This is a genomic window from Marinobacter sp. (genome assembly GCF_041984545.1).
Classification (GTDB): Bacteria; Pseudomonadota; Gammaproteobacteria; order Pseudomonadales; family Oleiphilaceae; genus Marinobacter.
This window is the reverse complement of the sequence record NZ_JBHIXV010000036.1, coordinates 26,058-39,611: the sequence shown is the minus strand read 5'-3', so window position 1 is coordinate 39,611 and position 13,554 is coordinate 26,058. Positions and strand designations below refer to the sequence as shown.

The window sequence follows — 13,554 nt, the reverse complement described above, 5'->3', positions numbered from 1 at the left end:
AGGATACGCCACCCCTTCAACCTGCTTCCATACACCAGAAATCACCATAACTCTCCGACAACAGCCGCTACCTTAAAGCCACCCGGAAAACCAGCCCGGGGCAACCCGCTATTGCCTGACGACCAGAAGTTGATCAAAACGCGCCCAAATTTGGCCGCTGATCGACGTCAGACTGCACGTTCCGGCATTATCAACCTGCTTTTGACCAAGTGATGGCTCCCGTTAGCGCCGATGGCGCTTTGCGGAGTATACTGGCCTGCAAAGTCACTGATTCAGGCCTGAATCAGTGACTCCGCTCGCCAATATACCCGTCATGTCACCCTCTGCGCCAATAAAGGGCGAGAACCTGGTGGGATTCCGATTTTGAGGTCAGGGTGCAATGAGCGGAAGCGACCGATAGCCCGAGATTGATCAATAAACAACCGGCCGACAGAGTTCAGACAATAGCAGGCCGGCCCGGTTTATGGTCCGGGAGACATCCGTTTTTGTCCGTTATTGAGTTGGCCTACCCAGCGGAGGCAAGGCCCCGATAAAGATCGCGGTAAACCGTAAAGCCTGGACAGTGTCGGCCAAATCTCAGGATCCACTGACGGCCACTGTGCACCAGGCGGCAGGCCATGGTCATGATTTCCTGCATCACGGTTCTCAGGCGACGACGCTTGGCTGGGTGGCGCACGGGGGCATCCGGGCCGGTCAGTCTCAGGCCCATCCAGCGCAACACGTTGTAACCCATCGTTGCGAAGACCATGACCAGGTTGTTGGTGTCGAACTTGCCGGACGGCAGTCGCTCCAGATCCAGGTCGGTTTTGAATTCACTGTGGAACTGCTCACTGGTGGCGTGATCGCTGTAAAGCGCCATGACTTGTTGCTCATTGGCCACCTCGGCTGGCAACGAGGTCACCCAGCCTTCGAGGCTGACTTCCGGTTCGAGATACAACTGGCCCTCGGCGTCGCTGGTGCGAACGGTGACCTTCACGATGCGACGCAGACCGGGTTCGTCCGGCATCGCTTCCGACAGAACCGCTTCCATCTTGCCGTCGCGCTCCAGTGACCAGGCTTTCCGGGCCTGAGCCTTGTCCGCCCAGACGAGTGGATCCTCCTTGCGAGGATTCCACTTGATCAGGAAGTCGACCTGGTCCTGCTCACCCAAGAAATCGCGATTGGCACGGGCATCGTGCGCACTATCCAGGCGCAACAAAATGGGCTTGTCCGTCAGTGACCGAGCCCGGGGCAACACCCGTTTGAGGGTGTCGAGAAACCCCTTGTTGGCGTGCTGACTGCCAGGGCGTAGTTCGCATCCCAGGCACCAGCCTTCCTGTCCCAGGTAGGCGGCCAGAGGCGCATAGCCGTCATAGCCCTTGTAGGTGTAGCTGACACCCTCCTTATGGGTCTGGCTGTTGTCCATGGGAAAGACATCCATATCCAGGGCAACGTGGCCCATCGCCAGAGGTGACACCGGGGCGTCGACGGACTGAAGAAACTCGACACTGGCATCGTTCAACAGGGGCGTCAGGCCCTTGGCGTCTTCATCAAACCGCTGGCGCAACCGAGCGGAAGACGGAGACTGCTTGATCCCCAAGGCGGACTTGAAGAACGGATCGGTTCGGACCGGCTCGGCCGCCTCGAAGTCACTCTTGCCCAGCGTGATCAGGCCAAGGTAGGTCCGGATCAGTTCAATGTTCGGGATACCGTGCCGCTTGGCGACGGTGCGGGCAGTCTTGGCAAGCGATGTATGCCGGTTCAGGCAATGACCGACCAGGGCCAGCCCGCCGTTGGGTGTATAGACTTCGGTTCGGGATTGCTGGAGAGTGAAGTTACGCATGAGCCGAAAGCACTGACTGGGTGAATGGATGTCAGGGGCTATTATATCGTTCAAGGCCCTGTTATTGCAGGCTTTGAGCGTGGCTTCAGCTCGTTGAAGTCACGGATTCAGGCAAACGTTATGTGCAAAAAATTAGGAGTTCGTCGTGGAGTTTTTGCCAAAGTTAGGCAGCGACAAGTTTAAGTGCCCTCACTGCCAAGTTGTATCTCAACAACGATGGTTCGATGTGAGCTCAGCGAGCGAGGCCGCAAATGCAATTTCAAATGAGGTTTTTTACAGCTACAGGGCTAGAATTCAGCACTTCCAGCAAGACGTGATAACAGAGTTTCTAAAAAGTCTCCAAGTGGCAAACGACAGGCACATGCAGGATTTTGTCCCGAGGAACTTCTCGGTCGCCACCTGTGCATCTTGTGGTGGATTCACGTTATGGGCAGAAAATGACCTAGTTTATCCGAAGCATGTTTCGGTTGATCCACCGAACGAGGATATGAACGAGGATATCAGGTCACTGTACTTCGAGGCTGCAACGATTGTTACGGATTCTCCTCGCGGAGCTGCGGCCTTACTGAGACTGGCCCTGCAAATACTTCTCAAACAACTGGGGAAGTCTGGCAAAAACATCAACACTGATATTAAAGAATTGGTCTCAGAGGGATTAAGCCCAAAAATCCAGCAGGCATTGGATCTGCTGCGCGTCGTTGGTAACAATGCAGTTCATCCGGGCAAAATTGACATCGACGATAGCCCCGATGTCGCTTTAAAGCTTTTCCATGTCATTAATTTCATAGCCAATGAAATGATTACGAAGCCAAAGGAACTTGAGCTTCTTTATACAGACCTTGTTCCCGATGATACCAAGCAGCACATTCAGGAGCGGGACCGTAAAGATGCTCCTGAGTGACCAGGCATCACATAACCAGGCCAGGCACGGCGACGCCTTTCTCGTTGCGGCTTCGCCTCCACTACAAAGCCGCGCATGCTGGCGGCGTTAGGAATTTCCATGGGTCATCCACCAATAGGGTTTGTTCAAGTTGGTCAACACAAATACGCTGAGTATGCGAAGCGGCTCGGAATGAGTCCCGCGGGGAGGCATTTGATTGTTCGCGGCAGGACCGTTGGCTGTAGAACCAATCGTCACGTCTACGTAGACCCAGCAGTGTACTTTGCGCTCTTCGGCAAAGATCCATTTGGGTATCAAGGGGCTTACCACGCGAGCGACGACCGGCCCACTCTCAAAGATTTATTAGGAACCCAATCTGAATCTCAAACGAAGGCACAGGCTTGCCCGACGTGCAGGACAACGAATGTCGAGCGCTCAGAATCTGGAGCATTTAAATGCCTCTTTTGTGCCACAAGTTTTATGTACTGATTCCTAAGCAGTTATTGCGGTGTTTTCCGGCCCTTGCGGGCCTCCACCGGACGGCCTTTTCTCCGCTTCGCTACGAAAAGGCCGCCGCTGAATATTGGCGTTAATGCCTGGAGGAATCTATGTCAGAGATAGCCAAAACTCCTGAGCCGCCGTATTACGCGGTTATTTTCAGTAGCCATCGCACCGGGGGCGACAATGGTTACGGGGAAATGGCAGAGAGGATGGTTGAGTTGGCGGCAACCCAACCGGGCTTCTTGGGTATGGAGTCTGTCCGGGAGGATTTGGGTATCACCGTATCCTATTGGGAAAGCTTGGAGTCCATCACCAATTGGAAACAGAACGCCGAGCATCGAGAGGCTCAGCGATTGGGCCACCGAAAATGGTACTCCACCTTTCGGGTTCGTATTGCGAGGGTAGAGCGTGAGTACGGCATTTAACCAGCCAGTTGAAGGGTCATCCCGATCCACATCTATTTTTGAAATAAGTGTTGTATGAACCAGCCTTTGAGCCTCAGACCCGCCACCGAAACCGACCTGCCCTCCATCGTTTCCCTGTTCACCGATTCGGTCCATCAGCTCGCGGCCCGCAGCTATACGCCAGAGCAACGGGCCGCATGGGCGCCGGAAGCTCCGGACATGGAGCAGTGGCGATCCCGGCTGGCAAAGGTGGAAACCTTAATCGCGGAATCCGATGACACCATGGCGGGCTTTATCTCTTTCACCTCCAACGGTCACATTGAGTTTCTTTTCACTGCGCCGGCGTTCTCCCGCCGAGGCGTCGCATCGTTGCTCTACGAGGCTGCCGTAGAACGCCTTCTTGGCAAAGGCGTCCGAACGCTGACAACAGATGCCAGTCTCGAAGCCCGTCCGTTTTTTGAATCCCGGGGTTTCTCGGTGGTGGAAGCTCAGACCGTCGAGCGCGATGGCGTTCAGCTACAGAGGTTCGCCATGGCTCGGTGCCTGAGTCAGAACGAATAATGCTTGATTCCGGAAGCTGGCTGCTCAGCGACCGATACGGCGCTGCACTGCGGTTTCAGACGGAGCCCTTGCGTTATATATTCTGGCCCGGCTGCGTTCACCGTACCGACAAGAAGCCCGGCAAATGGCAGCAGGCTGTTCTTGTTGAAGGCAGGTCCAGAAAGTAAAAGTGGCCGGCCTCTTAGCAAGGCGGCCGAATCTGTTCTACGTTCCCCCAAGTTAATCAACACGCATCGAGACCTGATCTGAAGGGGTGACGAATGACGGAAAGCATCGCTGTTACGAGACTTCTGCCGAACATCTGTACGGAGAAAATGGAAGACACTCGCGATTTCTACAAGGAGTTGCTGGGCTTTGTTGTTGGCTTTGAGCACCAGGGCTGGTACATCCAGATGGCCTCTCCCGAAAGGCCGGAGCTGCAGATCGGTATCATGCGCCTTGATCATGAGTTCACACCACGGCCTTTCCAGCACCCGGCACAAGGCGTCATCCTGTCGGTACAGGTCGAGGACGTTGACGCCGCCTGTGCTGCCGTCAAAGCCCGTGGTTTCGAGCTGGCTCAAGACCTGTGCACTGAGGAATTCGGGATGAGGCGGTTTATGGTGGCCGACCCGAACGGGTTACTTGTCAATCTTTTCTCGTTCCCGTGATGTAGGTGAAGCCCGGATCTGTGTGAAGCCCGGGACAGATCTGGTTTTATCCGAACGAGCGTAAGTCGCGACTGAACCAGAACGGTTCTATCTTTCATCCAGCAAGCTCCAAACCCAACCGGAGGCCAAACGTGAGCGAACCCCGCAGTGACGACACCGACCACGCCTTTCTGCAGGAAGCGGTTCAACTGGCCCTCGACTCCGTCGACCAGGGCGGCGCCCCGTTCGGCGCAGTGGTGGTTCACAACGGCCGGGTGATTGCCCGGGCGGGCAACCGGGCGAAGCAGGATTGCGACGCCACCGCCCACGCGGAGGTCGCTGCCATACGGCTTGCCGGCCAGGCGCTGGGTAACGCCCACCTGCCGGAAGCCACACTGTACGCCAGCTGCGAACCCTGCCCGATGTGCCTGGCGGCGGCCCACTGGGCTCGCATTCCCCGCATCGTGTACGCCGCACCCCAGGAAACGGCCAATCGGGCCGGCTTTGCCGATGGCAACATTGCCGAGCAGCTGTACGGGCAAATTCACCCCGTAAACCCAGAACTGCTGGGGTTGTGTCACATTGAAATCGAGAACTCGGCGGCGCCTTTTCAGGCCTGGCTGAGAAAGCACGAAGGAGGTCTACGATGAACATTGAACTCACCGGTAAAACGGCCATAGTCACCGGTTCCACCCAGGGCATCGGCCTGGCCATTGCCAAGGGGCTGGCCGGATCTGGCGCCACGGTTGTGGTCAACGGTCGCAAGCAGTCGAACGTGGATGCCGCTGTGGCCGAAGTTCGCGAGAGTGCGCCCAACGCAACCGTTCGCGGGGTCGCTGCCGACCTGGGAACGGCCGAGGGCTGTCAGGCGTTGGTGGATGCCGAGCCGAGCGCCGATATCCTGGTAAACAATGTCGGTCTGTTCGGCCCGCAGGACTTCTTTGACACCCCGGATGATGACTGGCAGCACTTTTTCGACGTCAATGTGATGTCTGGCGTGCGCCTGTCGCGGGCGTACCTGCCGGGCATGGAAAAGAAAGGCTGGGGTCGGGTGATTTTCATCTCGTCCGAATCCGGCCTGAATATCCCGGCCGATATGATCCACTACGGCTTTACCAAGACTGCCAATCTGTCGGTGTCTCGGGGTCTTGCGAAGCGCATGGCCGGTACCGGCGTCACCGTCAATGCTGTACTGCCCGGGCCAACTATGTCCGAGGGTGTGCAAGGCATGCTGAAGGGAGCTGCGGAGAAATCCGGCAAGAGCCTCCAGGACACCGCCATCGACTTCGTGAGAGCCGAGCGGCCCAGCTCCATCATCCAGCGCCCGGCGGAAGTGGACGAGGTTGCCAACCTGGTGGTTTATGTGGCCTCTCCCCTGTCATCAGCCACTACCGGCGCTGCACTGCGGGTGGATGGTGGTGTCGTCGATTCGATTGCCTGACGGACAAAGGCGGGAATAGGCAATCCTTGCGAAACAGCGGAGGAAGAGCCTATTCCCCCCGAGAAACACCGGCTTTCTCAAAAACCCTGATTACTGGGGCCACAGGTCCCAGACTTCCTTCGGATGCATTTTCTTGACCTCGGCCAGCTCGTTGCTGTCGAGGTGGCGATCGAGCACTTTCAACACAGCTTTCAGGGTTTTCTCGGCGTCCACATCACCTTCGATGGTCTGCTCGAAGGCCTCCAGGTATTGCTCCCTGTCCCGCCACTTGTGCGGCGTTTCCGCAGGCTTCCAGCCTTCGAAGAACAGCCCCCGGGCAAGGATCGGTAACTGGGCGGCAAAATCGGCCGCTTCGTTGACCGTAATGCGGTCTCTGAGGGTTTGCAGCACGGCTTTCAGTCGCGCCCATGCCTCCTCTTCACTGATGGCGTCCAGCTCAGTCGAGATGTCCTTGAGCCAGGTGTTGATGGTCTTTACGTTCTGATCAACGATGTCGATGCTGGATTGCATCAAGACCTCCTTCTTGCGAACGAATTGATGAATGCTTACCTGAGTCCCTGAGGTCATATACTCTCGTTTCAAGAACCGAAGGCTCGCGGCTTGGGCCATCGAATGATTCACACAGTGACTGGAGAACCACAATGACGGCCTATGTGATTGGCAACATCACCGTGAAAGATCCTGAAAAATGGGCAGAATACCGCAGCCAGGTGCCGGCAACGCTGGTACCCTGGGGCGCGGAACTGGTGCTTCGGGGCAACCAGGCGAAGGCGCTGAGCGGCCAGTACCGGCACACAGATACGGTGGTTATCCGCTTTCCCGATATGGATGCCGTCGCCGGCTGGCACAACTCCCCGGCCTATCAGGCACTGGTTCCGTTGCGTAAAGAAGCGGCGGATGTGGATCTGGTGAGTTTTGAGGGCGACGAATAGATAAACAACTTGCGGACCCGGGCCTCTGTCCGCCATCAGAGAACAAAAAGGAGATGACTCAATGACCCAAACCGGCAGTTGCCTCTGTGGCGGCGTCAAATACGAGATCCATGGTCCACTGACCGATGTCCTGAACTGCCATTGCACCATGTGCCGCAAACTTCACGCATCCGCTTTCCGGACCCGCGCAAAGGTAAAGTCGGCAGACTGGCACACGGTGCAAGGTGAGGCACTGCTCACCTTCTACGAGTCGTCCCCCGGCGAACACAAGGCCTTCTGCTCCAACTGCGGCTCCAGCCTTTACACGAAATTTGATGCTCATCCGGAAGTGCTTGGATTCCCCATGGGCACCCTCGATACGGATCCGGGCGTTAAACCGGAGCGGCATGTATACGTGGGCAACAAAGCTCCCTGGTTTGAGATCACCGACGATCTGCCCCAGTACACGGAAAATCCCTGAGGCCGCAACCCGAGGCCTTTGAATTTTGTAGAACCAAATCAAGGAAGATTATGAGAGTATCAGCGCTTCCCCTCATCGTGCTCTGTCTATTCATGGGCTTCACGTTCTGGGTCATGGCTGGCGCAGACCAATCGCTTCTCGCCTTCGGCGCCCAACTGATGTCCAGCCCCAATACCGCGCAGGTTGTTATTGATCTCTACATTCTCGCGGCGCTGGCTTGCATCTGGATGTACCAGGATGCGAAGCGCCGTGGTATGGGATTGGGTTATCTGCTTCCGTTTTTCGTGGTGACCGCCGTGTTTGTGTCCGCAGGGCCGTTGCTTTATCTGGCGTTAAGGCAAGGACGGGCGCCCGTGGGCGAAGCCGAATGAAAGCGCTTCTACTGAAGGGCCCACAAGCACTTACTATTGAATCCGTGCCTGCGCCGAAACCATCGACGGGCGAGGTGGTTCTCGATGTAGAGATCACCGGAATCGGCGGCAGTGAACTTGCCGCCATTCAAGATCCGGGGCTCCGACCTCTCCCGAACATCATGGGTCATGGCCTTTGTGGCGCAACGTCCTCAGGGGAACGCGTTGCGGTTTTTCCTTTATCCGGCTGTGGGCGCTGCGATTCTTGTCATCAAAATCGGCATCAACTCTGCAATGAATGGTCTCTGATTGGCGTTCAGAGACCGGGAGGCTTTGCCGAGCAGGTCGCGGTTCCAGAGTCGGCCCTTATTACCCTGCCCTCAGTGCTCAGCTGGGAGCAGGCCTCGTTTATTGAGCCTTTCGCCAACTCCGTCAATGCGTGGGAACGAGCGCAACCCAAACCCACGGATTCTGTCTTGATTATCGGGGCGGGTTCACTGGGTTTGGGGTTGGCGGCCGCGGCACGTCACCACGGCTGCGCGTCCGTGGCCGTTTCCGATCCATCGCCGACCCGGCTCGAAGCGGCTTTGGCGCTGGGCGCCAGCGAAGTTGCGCGCGGGTTCAACACCGGGTTCGACGTTGTTTTCGATACGGTTGGCAGCGAGCAATCCCGAACGGCATGCCTTCAGCGCACCCGGAAGGGAGGAAAGGCCGTTTTTCTGGGTTTTGCGTCGCAGTCACTGAGTGTGGATTTTTCGCGCCTGATACGGGAGCAGAAAACGCTGATCGGCTCGTTCGTGTTCTCCCGGGAACAGTTCATGAAAGCCATGGAGCTGGCTAGTGGGTGTCATTCGGACTGGGTCCGGAACCTCTCATTTGATGAGGTTTTCGCAGAACTTCAAGCCTATTCAAATGGCAATTTTGAACCCGTGAAGTCAGCACTTCGGCCGCAACGCTGAGCGGTGCCGCTGTCTGCATAATTACTGCCACCATCAGCCAGACTGGCGCCTATACTGGATAGCAAACCACCAGAGAAGCGCCATGGAACCCAATTCAACAAGCCTGAGCATGACCGTGCTGATGACGCCGGACAAAGCCAATTTCTCCGGCAACGTGCACGGTGGCACCCTGCTGAAGTACCTGGATGAGGTGGCCTACGCCTGCGCCAGCCGGTACGCGGGCACCTATGTGGTGACTCTCTCGGTGGATCAGGTGATGTTTCTGCAACCCATCCATGTGGGCGAGCTGGTCACCTTTCTGGCCAGCGTGAACTACACCGGCCGAACCTCCATGGAGATCGGCATCAAGGTCGTCACCGAAAACATCCGTGACAAGCTGGTGCGGCACAGCAACAGTTGCTTTTTCACCATGGTGGCGGTGGGTGACAACGGCAAAGCGGTGGAGGTGCCAGAGCTGGTGCCCCGCACCGACGATCAGATCCGGCGCTTTGCGAACGGCAAGGAGCGCCGGGCGATTCGAGCTGAGCTTGAGGAACGCTATAAGGCGTTACATCGCAAAAACGGATAGAGGTTAGCCGAAGAAGGAATCGATCAGGGAAACAGGTGGCAATGCTCCCACACATTTGGTTACCAATATCAATTTGTTTTCTCTGATATCAGGGCAATACTGATTTCAAATGGCAAGGTTACCCTGGGGGACAGACAATGCTCTTTGCCGCAAACAGGCGCCAGGCGGCGCTGCATGAAATCAGCAGCCTTCAGCAGGAGCGGAACGGACTGTCTCAGGACCTGCAAGCTATCCGGGACCACATTGGCTCTATCGAGTTTACCCCCGAGGGCCGCATCCTCAACGCCAATGACCTCTTTCTCTCGATGGTCGGCTACCGGCGTGAGGAGGTTGTGGGCCAGCATCACCGCATGTTTTGCACCAAGGAGTACGTCCGCAGCGCCGGTTACCAATCCTTCTGGGAAACCCTCGCTGCGGGCGAGGCCCATCGCGGTACCTTTGAACGGGTAAATCGGGAGGGGCGCCGGTGCTGGTTGCAGGCATCCTACTTCCCCGTGAAGAATGATTCAGGACAGGTGGTGAAGGTGATCAAGATCGCCTCGGATGTCACCGCAGAAAAAGAAGCCCTGGCGGACCGGGAGGCCCAGATCTCTGCCCTGAATCGCTCATTGGCGGTCATTGAGTTCGAACCGGACGGCACCATCCGCTGGGCCAACGAAAACTTCCTCAAAACCATGGGCTACAGCCTCGAACAAATAAGGGGTAAGCATCACCGCCTGTTCTGTGAGGAGGAGTTCTACAAGGATAACCCGAACTTCTGGCGCCACCTTGCCGCTGGCGAGTTCTTCAGTGGACAATTTGAAAGGCGCAACAGCGCCGGCCAGCGAATCTGGGTGGAAGCCACTTACAACCCGATTTTCAATAGCGAGGGCAAGGTCTACAAGGTGATCAAGTTTGCCACTGACATCACCGCGCGCCTTGAGTCGTTCCATGCCACGGCACACCTGGCCGCTGAAACCTCCGATGAGACCGCAGAGATTACCGCCAGTGCCCGACACGCCCTGGATAGTGCGGTTGACTCGTCCAATACCATTGGCGAGAAAATTGAACAGGCAGGCGGCGTCAGCGAGCGGCTCAACGACCAGTCACGAAGCATCAAGAAAATCGTGTCCACCATCGCGGACATTGCCTCCCAAACCAACCTGTTGGCCTTGAACGCCGCGATTGAGGCGGCGCGTGCCGGCGAAGCCGGTCGGGGATTCGCCGTGGTGGCCGACGAGGTTCGCAAACTGGCCTCTCGCACGGCCGAAGCCACGAATGAGATTACCGGCGTTGTGGACCAGAACTCGGGGCTGATTGAATCGATTTACGCTCAGATGAGCTCCATCCGCGAGAGCTCGAACGAGGAAAAGGAACGTATCGGCATCGTTGCAGCAGGCGTCAAGGCCCTTGAGGAGGCTGTTCTGAAGCTCACGGGCGCCGTACGTTGCATGGATCAGAAATGACAAACGGCTGGATCAACCGGAACCACCGCGCGGCGGTCTAGCCCAGAAGTTTCTCTAGTTGCTCATCAATAGCCTGTCGCCCCTGCGGCCGCACCACCCGGGCAATCTCCTGCCCGTCCCGCAGGAAAACCAGCGTTGGCCAGAGCTTTACACCAAAGGTCCGCCCTAACCTGCGGCCTTTGCCATCCTCAACCTTCAGGTGCGCAACACTCGGGTGGTCGTCCAGGGCGGCTTTTATATCCGTCTGTGCCCCCCGGCAGATCCCGCACCAGTTGGTGCCGAATTCCACTACCATCGGGCCTTGGGTCTGATCCAACTCGTCACGGCTCAGCGTTTCAGGTGTATATTGGCTGATGTACGACATGGTGTTTCCTTGTTGGTTGTCGGCTATCTTTGAGCGCCCACGTTCGAATGATACCGTTGAGTGGTTTCCGTCATCCAGATTCCGGAGGGCTCATGGCAGGTGGATGGTCCCGTGATGGTGCGGTTCAGGAACAGATTGATGCAAGTGTTGAGGATGAAATCCGGCGCGCTCGCAGCCAGCTGGCCAAAGGCGAGAGCGCCAGGGAATGTGACGAGTGCGGCGCCAGGATTCCCGAGGCCCGGCGCAAGGCCATTCCCGGTGTCCGGTTGTGCATTGACTGTCAGTCGGCCCATGAGAAGAAAAATGGCCGTTCAAGCGGCATTAACCGTCGTGGCAGTAAGGATAGCCAGCTTCGCTGACTCGCTGGTGCCACCATCTTTGAGAACCGTTTAATCGTGAAAGCAAACCTGTTGGAAAAGCGCGTGCCCCCGGTCGCACTGGTGCTGATCGTGGGATTGGTTATGTGGCTTGTCGCGGTCTCTGCCCCTCGCGTTGATGTGGGTGAAACACTTCGGCTGGCAATCGCAGGTATCCTGTTCCTGCTGGGCATTGTGTTTGCTATCTCCGGAGTAATGGCCTTCCGGGCTTCAAAAACCACCGTGGATCCTCGCAAACCCGAGGCAAGTTCTGCACTGGTCAGCTCCGGGGTGTACCGCTATTCGCGCAATCCCATGTACGTGGGTTTTGCCCTTGTGCTCGCGGCCTGGGCCGTGTTCCTTGCGTCCGCCTGGGCGCTGCTCGGCGTTCCTTTCTTTGTCGCGTATATGAACCGGTTCCAGATAGCTCCGGAGGAGCAAGCGCTCGGGGAAATCTTCGGAGAGGAATTCACGGCCTACATGCAGCGGGTACGTCGTTGGATCTAACAACGAAGGAGGTAGACCAATGCCCTATCATCGCAACACTGAATTACCCTCCAGTGTTCGTAACAACCTGCCGGAGAAGGCTCAGGAAATCTACCGTAAGGCCTTCAATTCCGCTTGGGACGAATACGAGGACCCGGAAGACCGACGCGATAACGCCAGCCGGGAGGAAACGGCCCACAAGGTGGCCTGGGCGGCGGTGAAGAAGGAATACCACAAGGAAGGCGATCGGTGGGTGAAATCGTGAAATGATTGATCTGACCAGGCTTGCTGCCCTGAAAACCAGATGCGGTCTATTCTTACAGAAACCGCTCGAGGCCTGGTGGAATGTCATGAAACAAGCCTTGTTTCTTTTACTTTTGCTGGCGTTGTCCGGCTGTTCTACAACTCAGGCGCCAGAAAACGACACCGGTTTCGCGTCCGTCGCTAAGCTTGAGGCCTTCGCCGGCTGCTATAAAAACTGCAGCAGTCCGGCTGACGGCTCGTCACCCGTGTACCTGACTTCCATCCTCTGGCCCGGACAGTTCCCGGCAGAATCCCTGCCGGAGGCGGTGGCCATTCGAAGCGGCAGTGGCTCAAGCCTGATCGCTTCGGCCATTCTGGACAACGCCGTTTTACAGGAATCGCGGTTCGAGGAAGGCAAACACTTTTATTTCAGGGACGGACGCATTGAGCTGAATCGCGACTTCCTGGCCTCGGGCGCCCGGGAACCCGGCAATCCGTTTATTGGGCTCGCGACAAGCGCCACCGAACTTGGGCTGGATGCGTCTGGCCAGGGTCGTATCAGCCAGTCAACAGCCTTCGCCGGCACAGGGTTTCTCATCGTACCCATTGCCGGTAAAACCTCGACTATTCATAAGATTGACCGGGCGCCATCGGATCTTTGTGCGATAGACTAGTGTCCCATCAGCTTCCGACTGTGAGCGAACCAAGGATAACTCCATGAAAGGCGAATGCCTGTGCGGGGACGTTGCATTTGAGATCGAGGGCAACCTCCCTAACCTTTACCAGTGCCATTGCTCCCTTTGCAGAAAGGCAACGGGATCAGCAGCCAATGCCGCCACTTTTGTGCCAAGCACACGCTTTCGTTGGCTTTCCGGCCAGCAGAAGATTTCGTCATTTCAGAAGTCCACCGGCTATCGCAGCGACTTCTGTTCTGCCTGCGGCAGCCCGGTGCCCAATCCTCTAAGAGGCAAGGAGCTGGTCTGGGTGCCTGCCGGTCTGCTCGACGAGTCGTTCGAGGCGTTGGTCACAGTGCATCTGCACCTCGGGTCGGCGGCATTATGGGAACATGATGCGCAACATTGCCTGCGGCTGGAAGCAGGGCCAGAGAGCCTTGAAATGCTGGAAGAGGCGCTAAAGCAACCTGCGCACTAAC

At 57.0% G+C, this 13,554-nt stretch carries 21 protein-coding genes and 1 pseudogene; 19 read left to right on the top strand and 3 right to left on the bottom strand.

The window, feature by feature from the left end:
• A partial coding sequence (locus tag ACFC20_RS14990) for a hypothetical protein (RefSeq protein ID WP_375193723.1) occupies positions 1–213 on the top strand: 213 nt, incomplete at its 5' end.
• 292 nt (positions 214–505) lie between these two features.
• Here the strand turns inward: ACFC20_RS14990 and ACFC20_RS14985 are convergent.
• Positions 506–1,822 (bottom strand): IS1380 family transposase, encoded by a 1,317-nt coding sequence (locus ACFC20_RS14985; protein ID WP_375193722.1) that lies wholly within the window; start codon positions 1,820–1,822, stop codon positions 506–508.
• Positions 1,823–1,967: 145 nt separating this feature from the next.
• On the opposite strand from ACFC20_RS14985, the gene ACFC20_RS14980 reads away from it, so the two are divergent.
• The 6 genes from ACFC20_RS14980 to ACFC20_RS14955 all read left to right on the top strand — a co-directional run bounded on the left by ACFC20_RS14980 (position 1,968) and on the right by ACFC20_RS14955 (position 6,238).
• Complete coding sequence (locus tag ACFC20_RS14980) at positions 1,968–2,723, top strand: DUF4145 domain-containing protein (RefSeq protein ID WP_375193721.1); 756 nt, start codon at positions 1,968–1,970, stop codon at positions 2,721–2,723.
• Positions 2,724–3,310: 587 nt separating this feature from the next.
• Positions 3,311–3,628 carry an antibiotic biosynthesis monooxygenase family protein gene (locus tag ACFC20_RS14975; protein ID WP_375193720.1) on the top strand — a complete coding sequence of 106 codons (318 nt, stop codon included), beginning with the start codon at positions 3,311–3,313 and terminating at the stop codon, positions 3,626–3,628.
• A gap of 66 nt (positions 3,629–3,694) precedes the next feature.
• A complete protein-coding gene (locus ACFC20_RS14970; protein WP_375193719.1) occupies positions 3,695–4,168 on the top strand; it encodes a GNAT family N-acetyltransferase in 474 nt (157 codons plus the stop codon).
• Between the two features lie 260 nt (positions 4,169–4,428).
• A complete protein-coding gene (locus ACFC20_RS14965; RefSeq protein WP_375193718.1) occupies positions 4,429–4,818 on the top strand; it encodes a VOC family protein in 390 nt (129 codons plus the stop codon).
• Positions 4,819–4,949: 131 nt separating this feature from the next.
• Entirely contained in the window at positions 4,950–5,447 is a 498-nt protein-coding gene (locus ACFC20_RS14960; protein ID WP_375193717.1) for a nucleoside deaminase, read from the top strand.
• Positions 5,444–6,238: an SDR family NAD(P)-dependent oxidoreductase gene (locus ACFC20_RS14955; protein WP_375193716.1), complete on the top strand. Its 795-nt coding sequence runs from the start codon at positions 5,444–5,446 to the stop codon at positions 6,236–6,238. The genes ACFC20_RS14960 and ACFC20_RS14955 overlap by 4 nt, the downstream gene beginning before the upstream one ends.
• A gap of 90 nt (positions 6,239–6,328) precedes the next feature.
• Here the strand turns inward: ACFC20_RS14955 and ACFC20_RS14950 are convergent, their stop codons facing one another.
• Positions 6,329–6,748 (bottom strand): DUF2267 domain-containing protein, encoded by a 420-nt coding sequence (locus ACFC20_RS14950; protein WP_375193715.1) that lies wholly within the window; start codon positions 6,746–6,748, stop codon positions 6,329–6,331.
• Positions 6,749–6,879: 131 nt separating this feature from the next.
• Here ACFC20_RS14950 and ACFC20_RS14945 point away from each other — a divergent pair, with 131 nt between their 5' ends.
• From ACFC20_RS14945 to ACFC20_RS14915, 7 genes and pseudogenes are all read left to right on the top strand, one after another.
• Positions 6,880–7,170: a DUF1330 domain-containing protein gene (locus tag ACFC20_RS14945; RefSeq protein ID WP_375193714.1), complete on the top strand. Its 291-nt coding sequence runs from the start codon at positions 6,880–6,882 to the stop codon at positions 7,168–7,170.
• A 61-nt stretch (positions 7,171–7,231) separates the two neighbouring features.
• The gene (locus ACFC20_RS14940; RefSeq protein WP_375193713.1) at positions 7,232–7,630 is read left to right on the top strand and encodes a GFA family protein; all 399 of its coding nucleotides are present in this window, start codon (positions 7,232–7,234) and stop codon (positions 7,628–7,630) included.
• A gap of 50 nt (positions 7,631–7,680) precedes the next feature.
• On the top strand, positions 7,681–8,001 hold the full coding sequence (locus tag ACFC20_RS14935) for a DUF2834 domain-containing protein (protein ID WP_375193712.1): 321 nt from the start codon (positions 7,681–7,683) through the stop codon (positions 7,999–8,001).
• On the top strand, positions 7,998–8,939 hold the full coding sequence (locus ACFC20_RS14930) for a zinc-binding dehydrogenase (protein ID WP_375193711.1): 942 nt from the start codon (positions 7,998–8,000) through the stop codon (positions 8,937–8,939). The genes ACFC20_RS14935 and ACFC20_RS14930 overlap by 4 nt, the downstream gene beginning before the upstream one ends.
• An 82-nt stretch (positions 8,940–9,021) precedes the next feature.
• Positions 9,022–9,507, top strand: coding sequence for an acyl-CoA thioesterase (locus tag ACFC20_RS14925; protein WP_375193710.1), 486 nt, complete (start codon positions 9,022–9,024; stop codon positions 9,505–9,507).
• Positions 9,508–9,644: 137 nt separating this feature from the next.
• Positions 9,645–10,418: pseudogene (locus tag ACFC20_RS14920) on the top strand (PAS domain-containing protein); the annotation flags it as partial.
• Positions 10,392–10,952, top strand: coding sequence for a methyl-accepting chemotaxis protein (locus tag ACFC20_RS14915; RefSeq protein ID WP_375193725.1), 561 nt, complete (start codon positions 10,392–10,394; stop codon positions 10,950–10,952). The pseudogene ACFC20_RS14920 and the gene ACFC20_RS14915, both read left to right, overlap by 27 nt.
• A gap of 37 nt (positions 10,953–10,989) precedes the next feature.
• Here ACFC20_RS14915 and ACFC20_RS14910 read toward each other — a convergent pair whose 3' ends face one another.
• Positions 10,990–11,316 (bottom strand): thioredoxin family protein, encoded by a 327-nt coding sequence (locus ACFC20_RS14910; protein WP_375193709.1) that lies wholly within the window; start codon positions 11,314–11,316, stop codon positions 10,990–10,992.
• 92 nt (positions 11,317–11,408) lie between these two features.
• Here ACFC20_RS14910 and ACFC20_RS14905 point away from each other — a divergent pair, with 92 nt between their 5' ends.
• From ACFC20_RS14905 to ACFC20_RS14885, 5 genes are all read left to right on the top strand, one after another.
• Complete coding sequence (locus tag ACFC20_RS14905; RefSeq protein ID WP_375193708.1) at positions 11,409–11,675, top strand: DksA/TraR family C4-type zinc finger protein; 267 nt, start codon at positions 11,409–11,411, stop codon at positions 11,673–11,675.
• A 63-nt stretch (positions 11,676–11,738) separates the two neighbouring features.
• Positions 11,739–12,179 carry a methyltransferase family protein gene (locus ACFC20_RS14900; RefSeq protein ID WP_375193707.1) on the top strand — a complete coding sequence of 147 codons (441 nt, stop codon included), beginning with the start codon at positions 11,739–11,741 and terminating at the stop codon, positions 12,177–12,179.
• Between the two features lie 19 nt (positions 12,180–12,198).
• Positions 12,199–12,423: a ChaB family protein gene (locus ACFC20_RS14895; protein ID WP_091984718.1), complete on the top strand. Its 225-nt coding sequence runs from the start codon at positions 12,199–12,201 to the stop codon at positions 12,421–12,423.
• 1 nt (position 12,424) lies between these two features.
• Positions 12,425–13,075, top strand: coding sequence for a hypothetical protein (locus ACFC20_RS14890; protein WP_375193706.1), 651 nt, complete (start codon positions 12,425–12,427; stop codon positions 13,073–13,075).
• A 43-nt stretch (positions 13,076–13,118) separates the two neighbouring features.
• Positions 13,119–13,553 (top strand): GFA family protein, encoded by a 435-nt coding sequence (locus tag ACFC20_RS14885; RefSeq protein ID WP_375193705.1) that lies wholly within the window; start codon positions 13,119–13,121, stop codon positions 13,551–13,553.
• Position 13,554: the final 1 nt, after the last annotated feature.

Bases quoted from the DNA above. Each gene is read 5' to 3' on its own strand.
- ACFC20_RS14985 (WP_375193722.1), bottom strand. From the start codon at position 1,822: ATGCGTAACTTCACTCTCCAGCAATCCCGAACCGAAGTCTATACACCC.
- ACFC20_RS14975 (WP_375193720.1), top strand. From the start codon at position 3,311: ATGTCAGAGATAGCCAAAACTCCTGAGCCGCCGTATTACGCGGTTATT.
- ACFC20_RS14965 (WP_375193718.1), top strand. From the start codon at position 4,429: ATGACGGAAAGCATCGCTGTTACGAGACTTCTGCCGAACATCTGTACG.
- ACFC20_RS14955 (WP_375193716.1), top strand. From the start codon at position 5,444: ATGAACATTGAACTCACCGGTAAAACGGCCATAGTCACCGGTTCCACC.
- ACFC20_RS14950 (WP_375193715.1), bottom strand. From the start codon at position 6,748: ATGCAATCCAGCATCGACATCGTTGATCAGAACGTAAAGACCATCAAC.
- ACFC20_RS14945 (WP_375193714.1), top strand. From the start codon at position 6,880: ATGACGGCCTATGTGATTGGCAACATCACCGTGAAAGATCCTGAAAAA.
- ACFC20_RS14940 (WP_375193713.1), top strand. From the start codon at position 7,232: ATGACCCAAACCGGCAGTTGCCTCTGTGGCGGCGTCAAATACGAGATC.
- ACFC20_RS14935 (WP_375193712.1), top strand. From the start codon at position 7,681: ATGAGAGTATCAGCGCTTCCCCTCATCGTGCTCTGTCTATTCATGGGC.
- ACFC20_RS14930 (WP_375193711.1), top strand. From the start codon at position 7,998: ATGAAAGCGCTTCTACTGAAGGGCCCACAAGCACTTACTATTGAATCC.
- ACFC20_RS14925 (WP_375193710.1), top strand. From the start codon at position 9,022: ATGGAACCCAATTCAACAAGCCTGAGCATGACCGTGCTGATGACGCCG.
- ACFC20_RS14910 (WP_375193709.1), bottom strand. From the start codon at position 11,316: ATGTCGTACATCAGCCAATATACACCTGAAACGCTGAGCCGTGACGAG.
- ACFC20_RS14905 (WP_375193708.1), top strand. From the start codon at position 11,409: ATGGCAGGTGGATGGTCCCGTGATGGTGCGGTTCAGGAACAGATTGAT.
- ACFC20_RS14895 (WP_091984718.1), top strand. From the start codon at position 12,199: ATGCCCTATCATCGCAACACTGAATTACCCTCCAGTGTTCGTAACAAC.
- ACFC20_RS14890 (WP_375193706.1), top strand. From the start codon at position 12,425: ATGATTGATCTGACCAGGCTTGCTGCCCTGAAAACCAGATGCGGTCTA.
- ACFC20_RS14885 (WP_375193705.1), top strand. From the start codon at position 13,119: ATGAAAGGCGAATGCCTGTGCGGGGACGTTGCATTTGAGATCGAGGGC.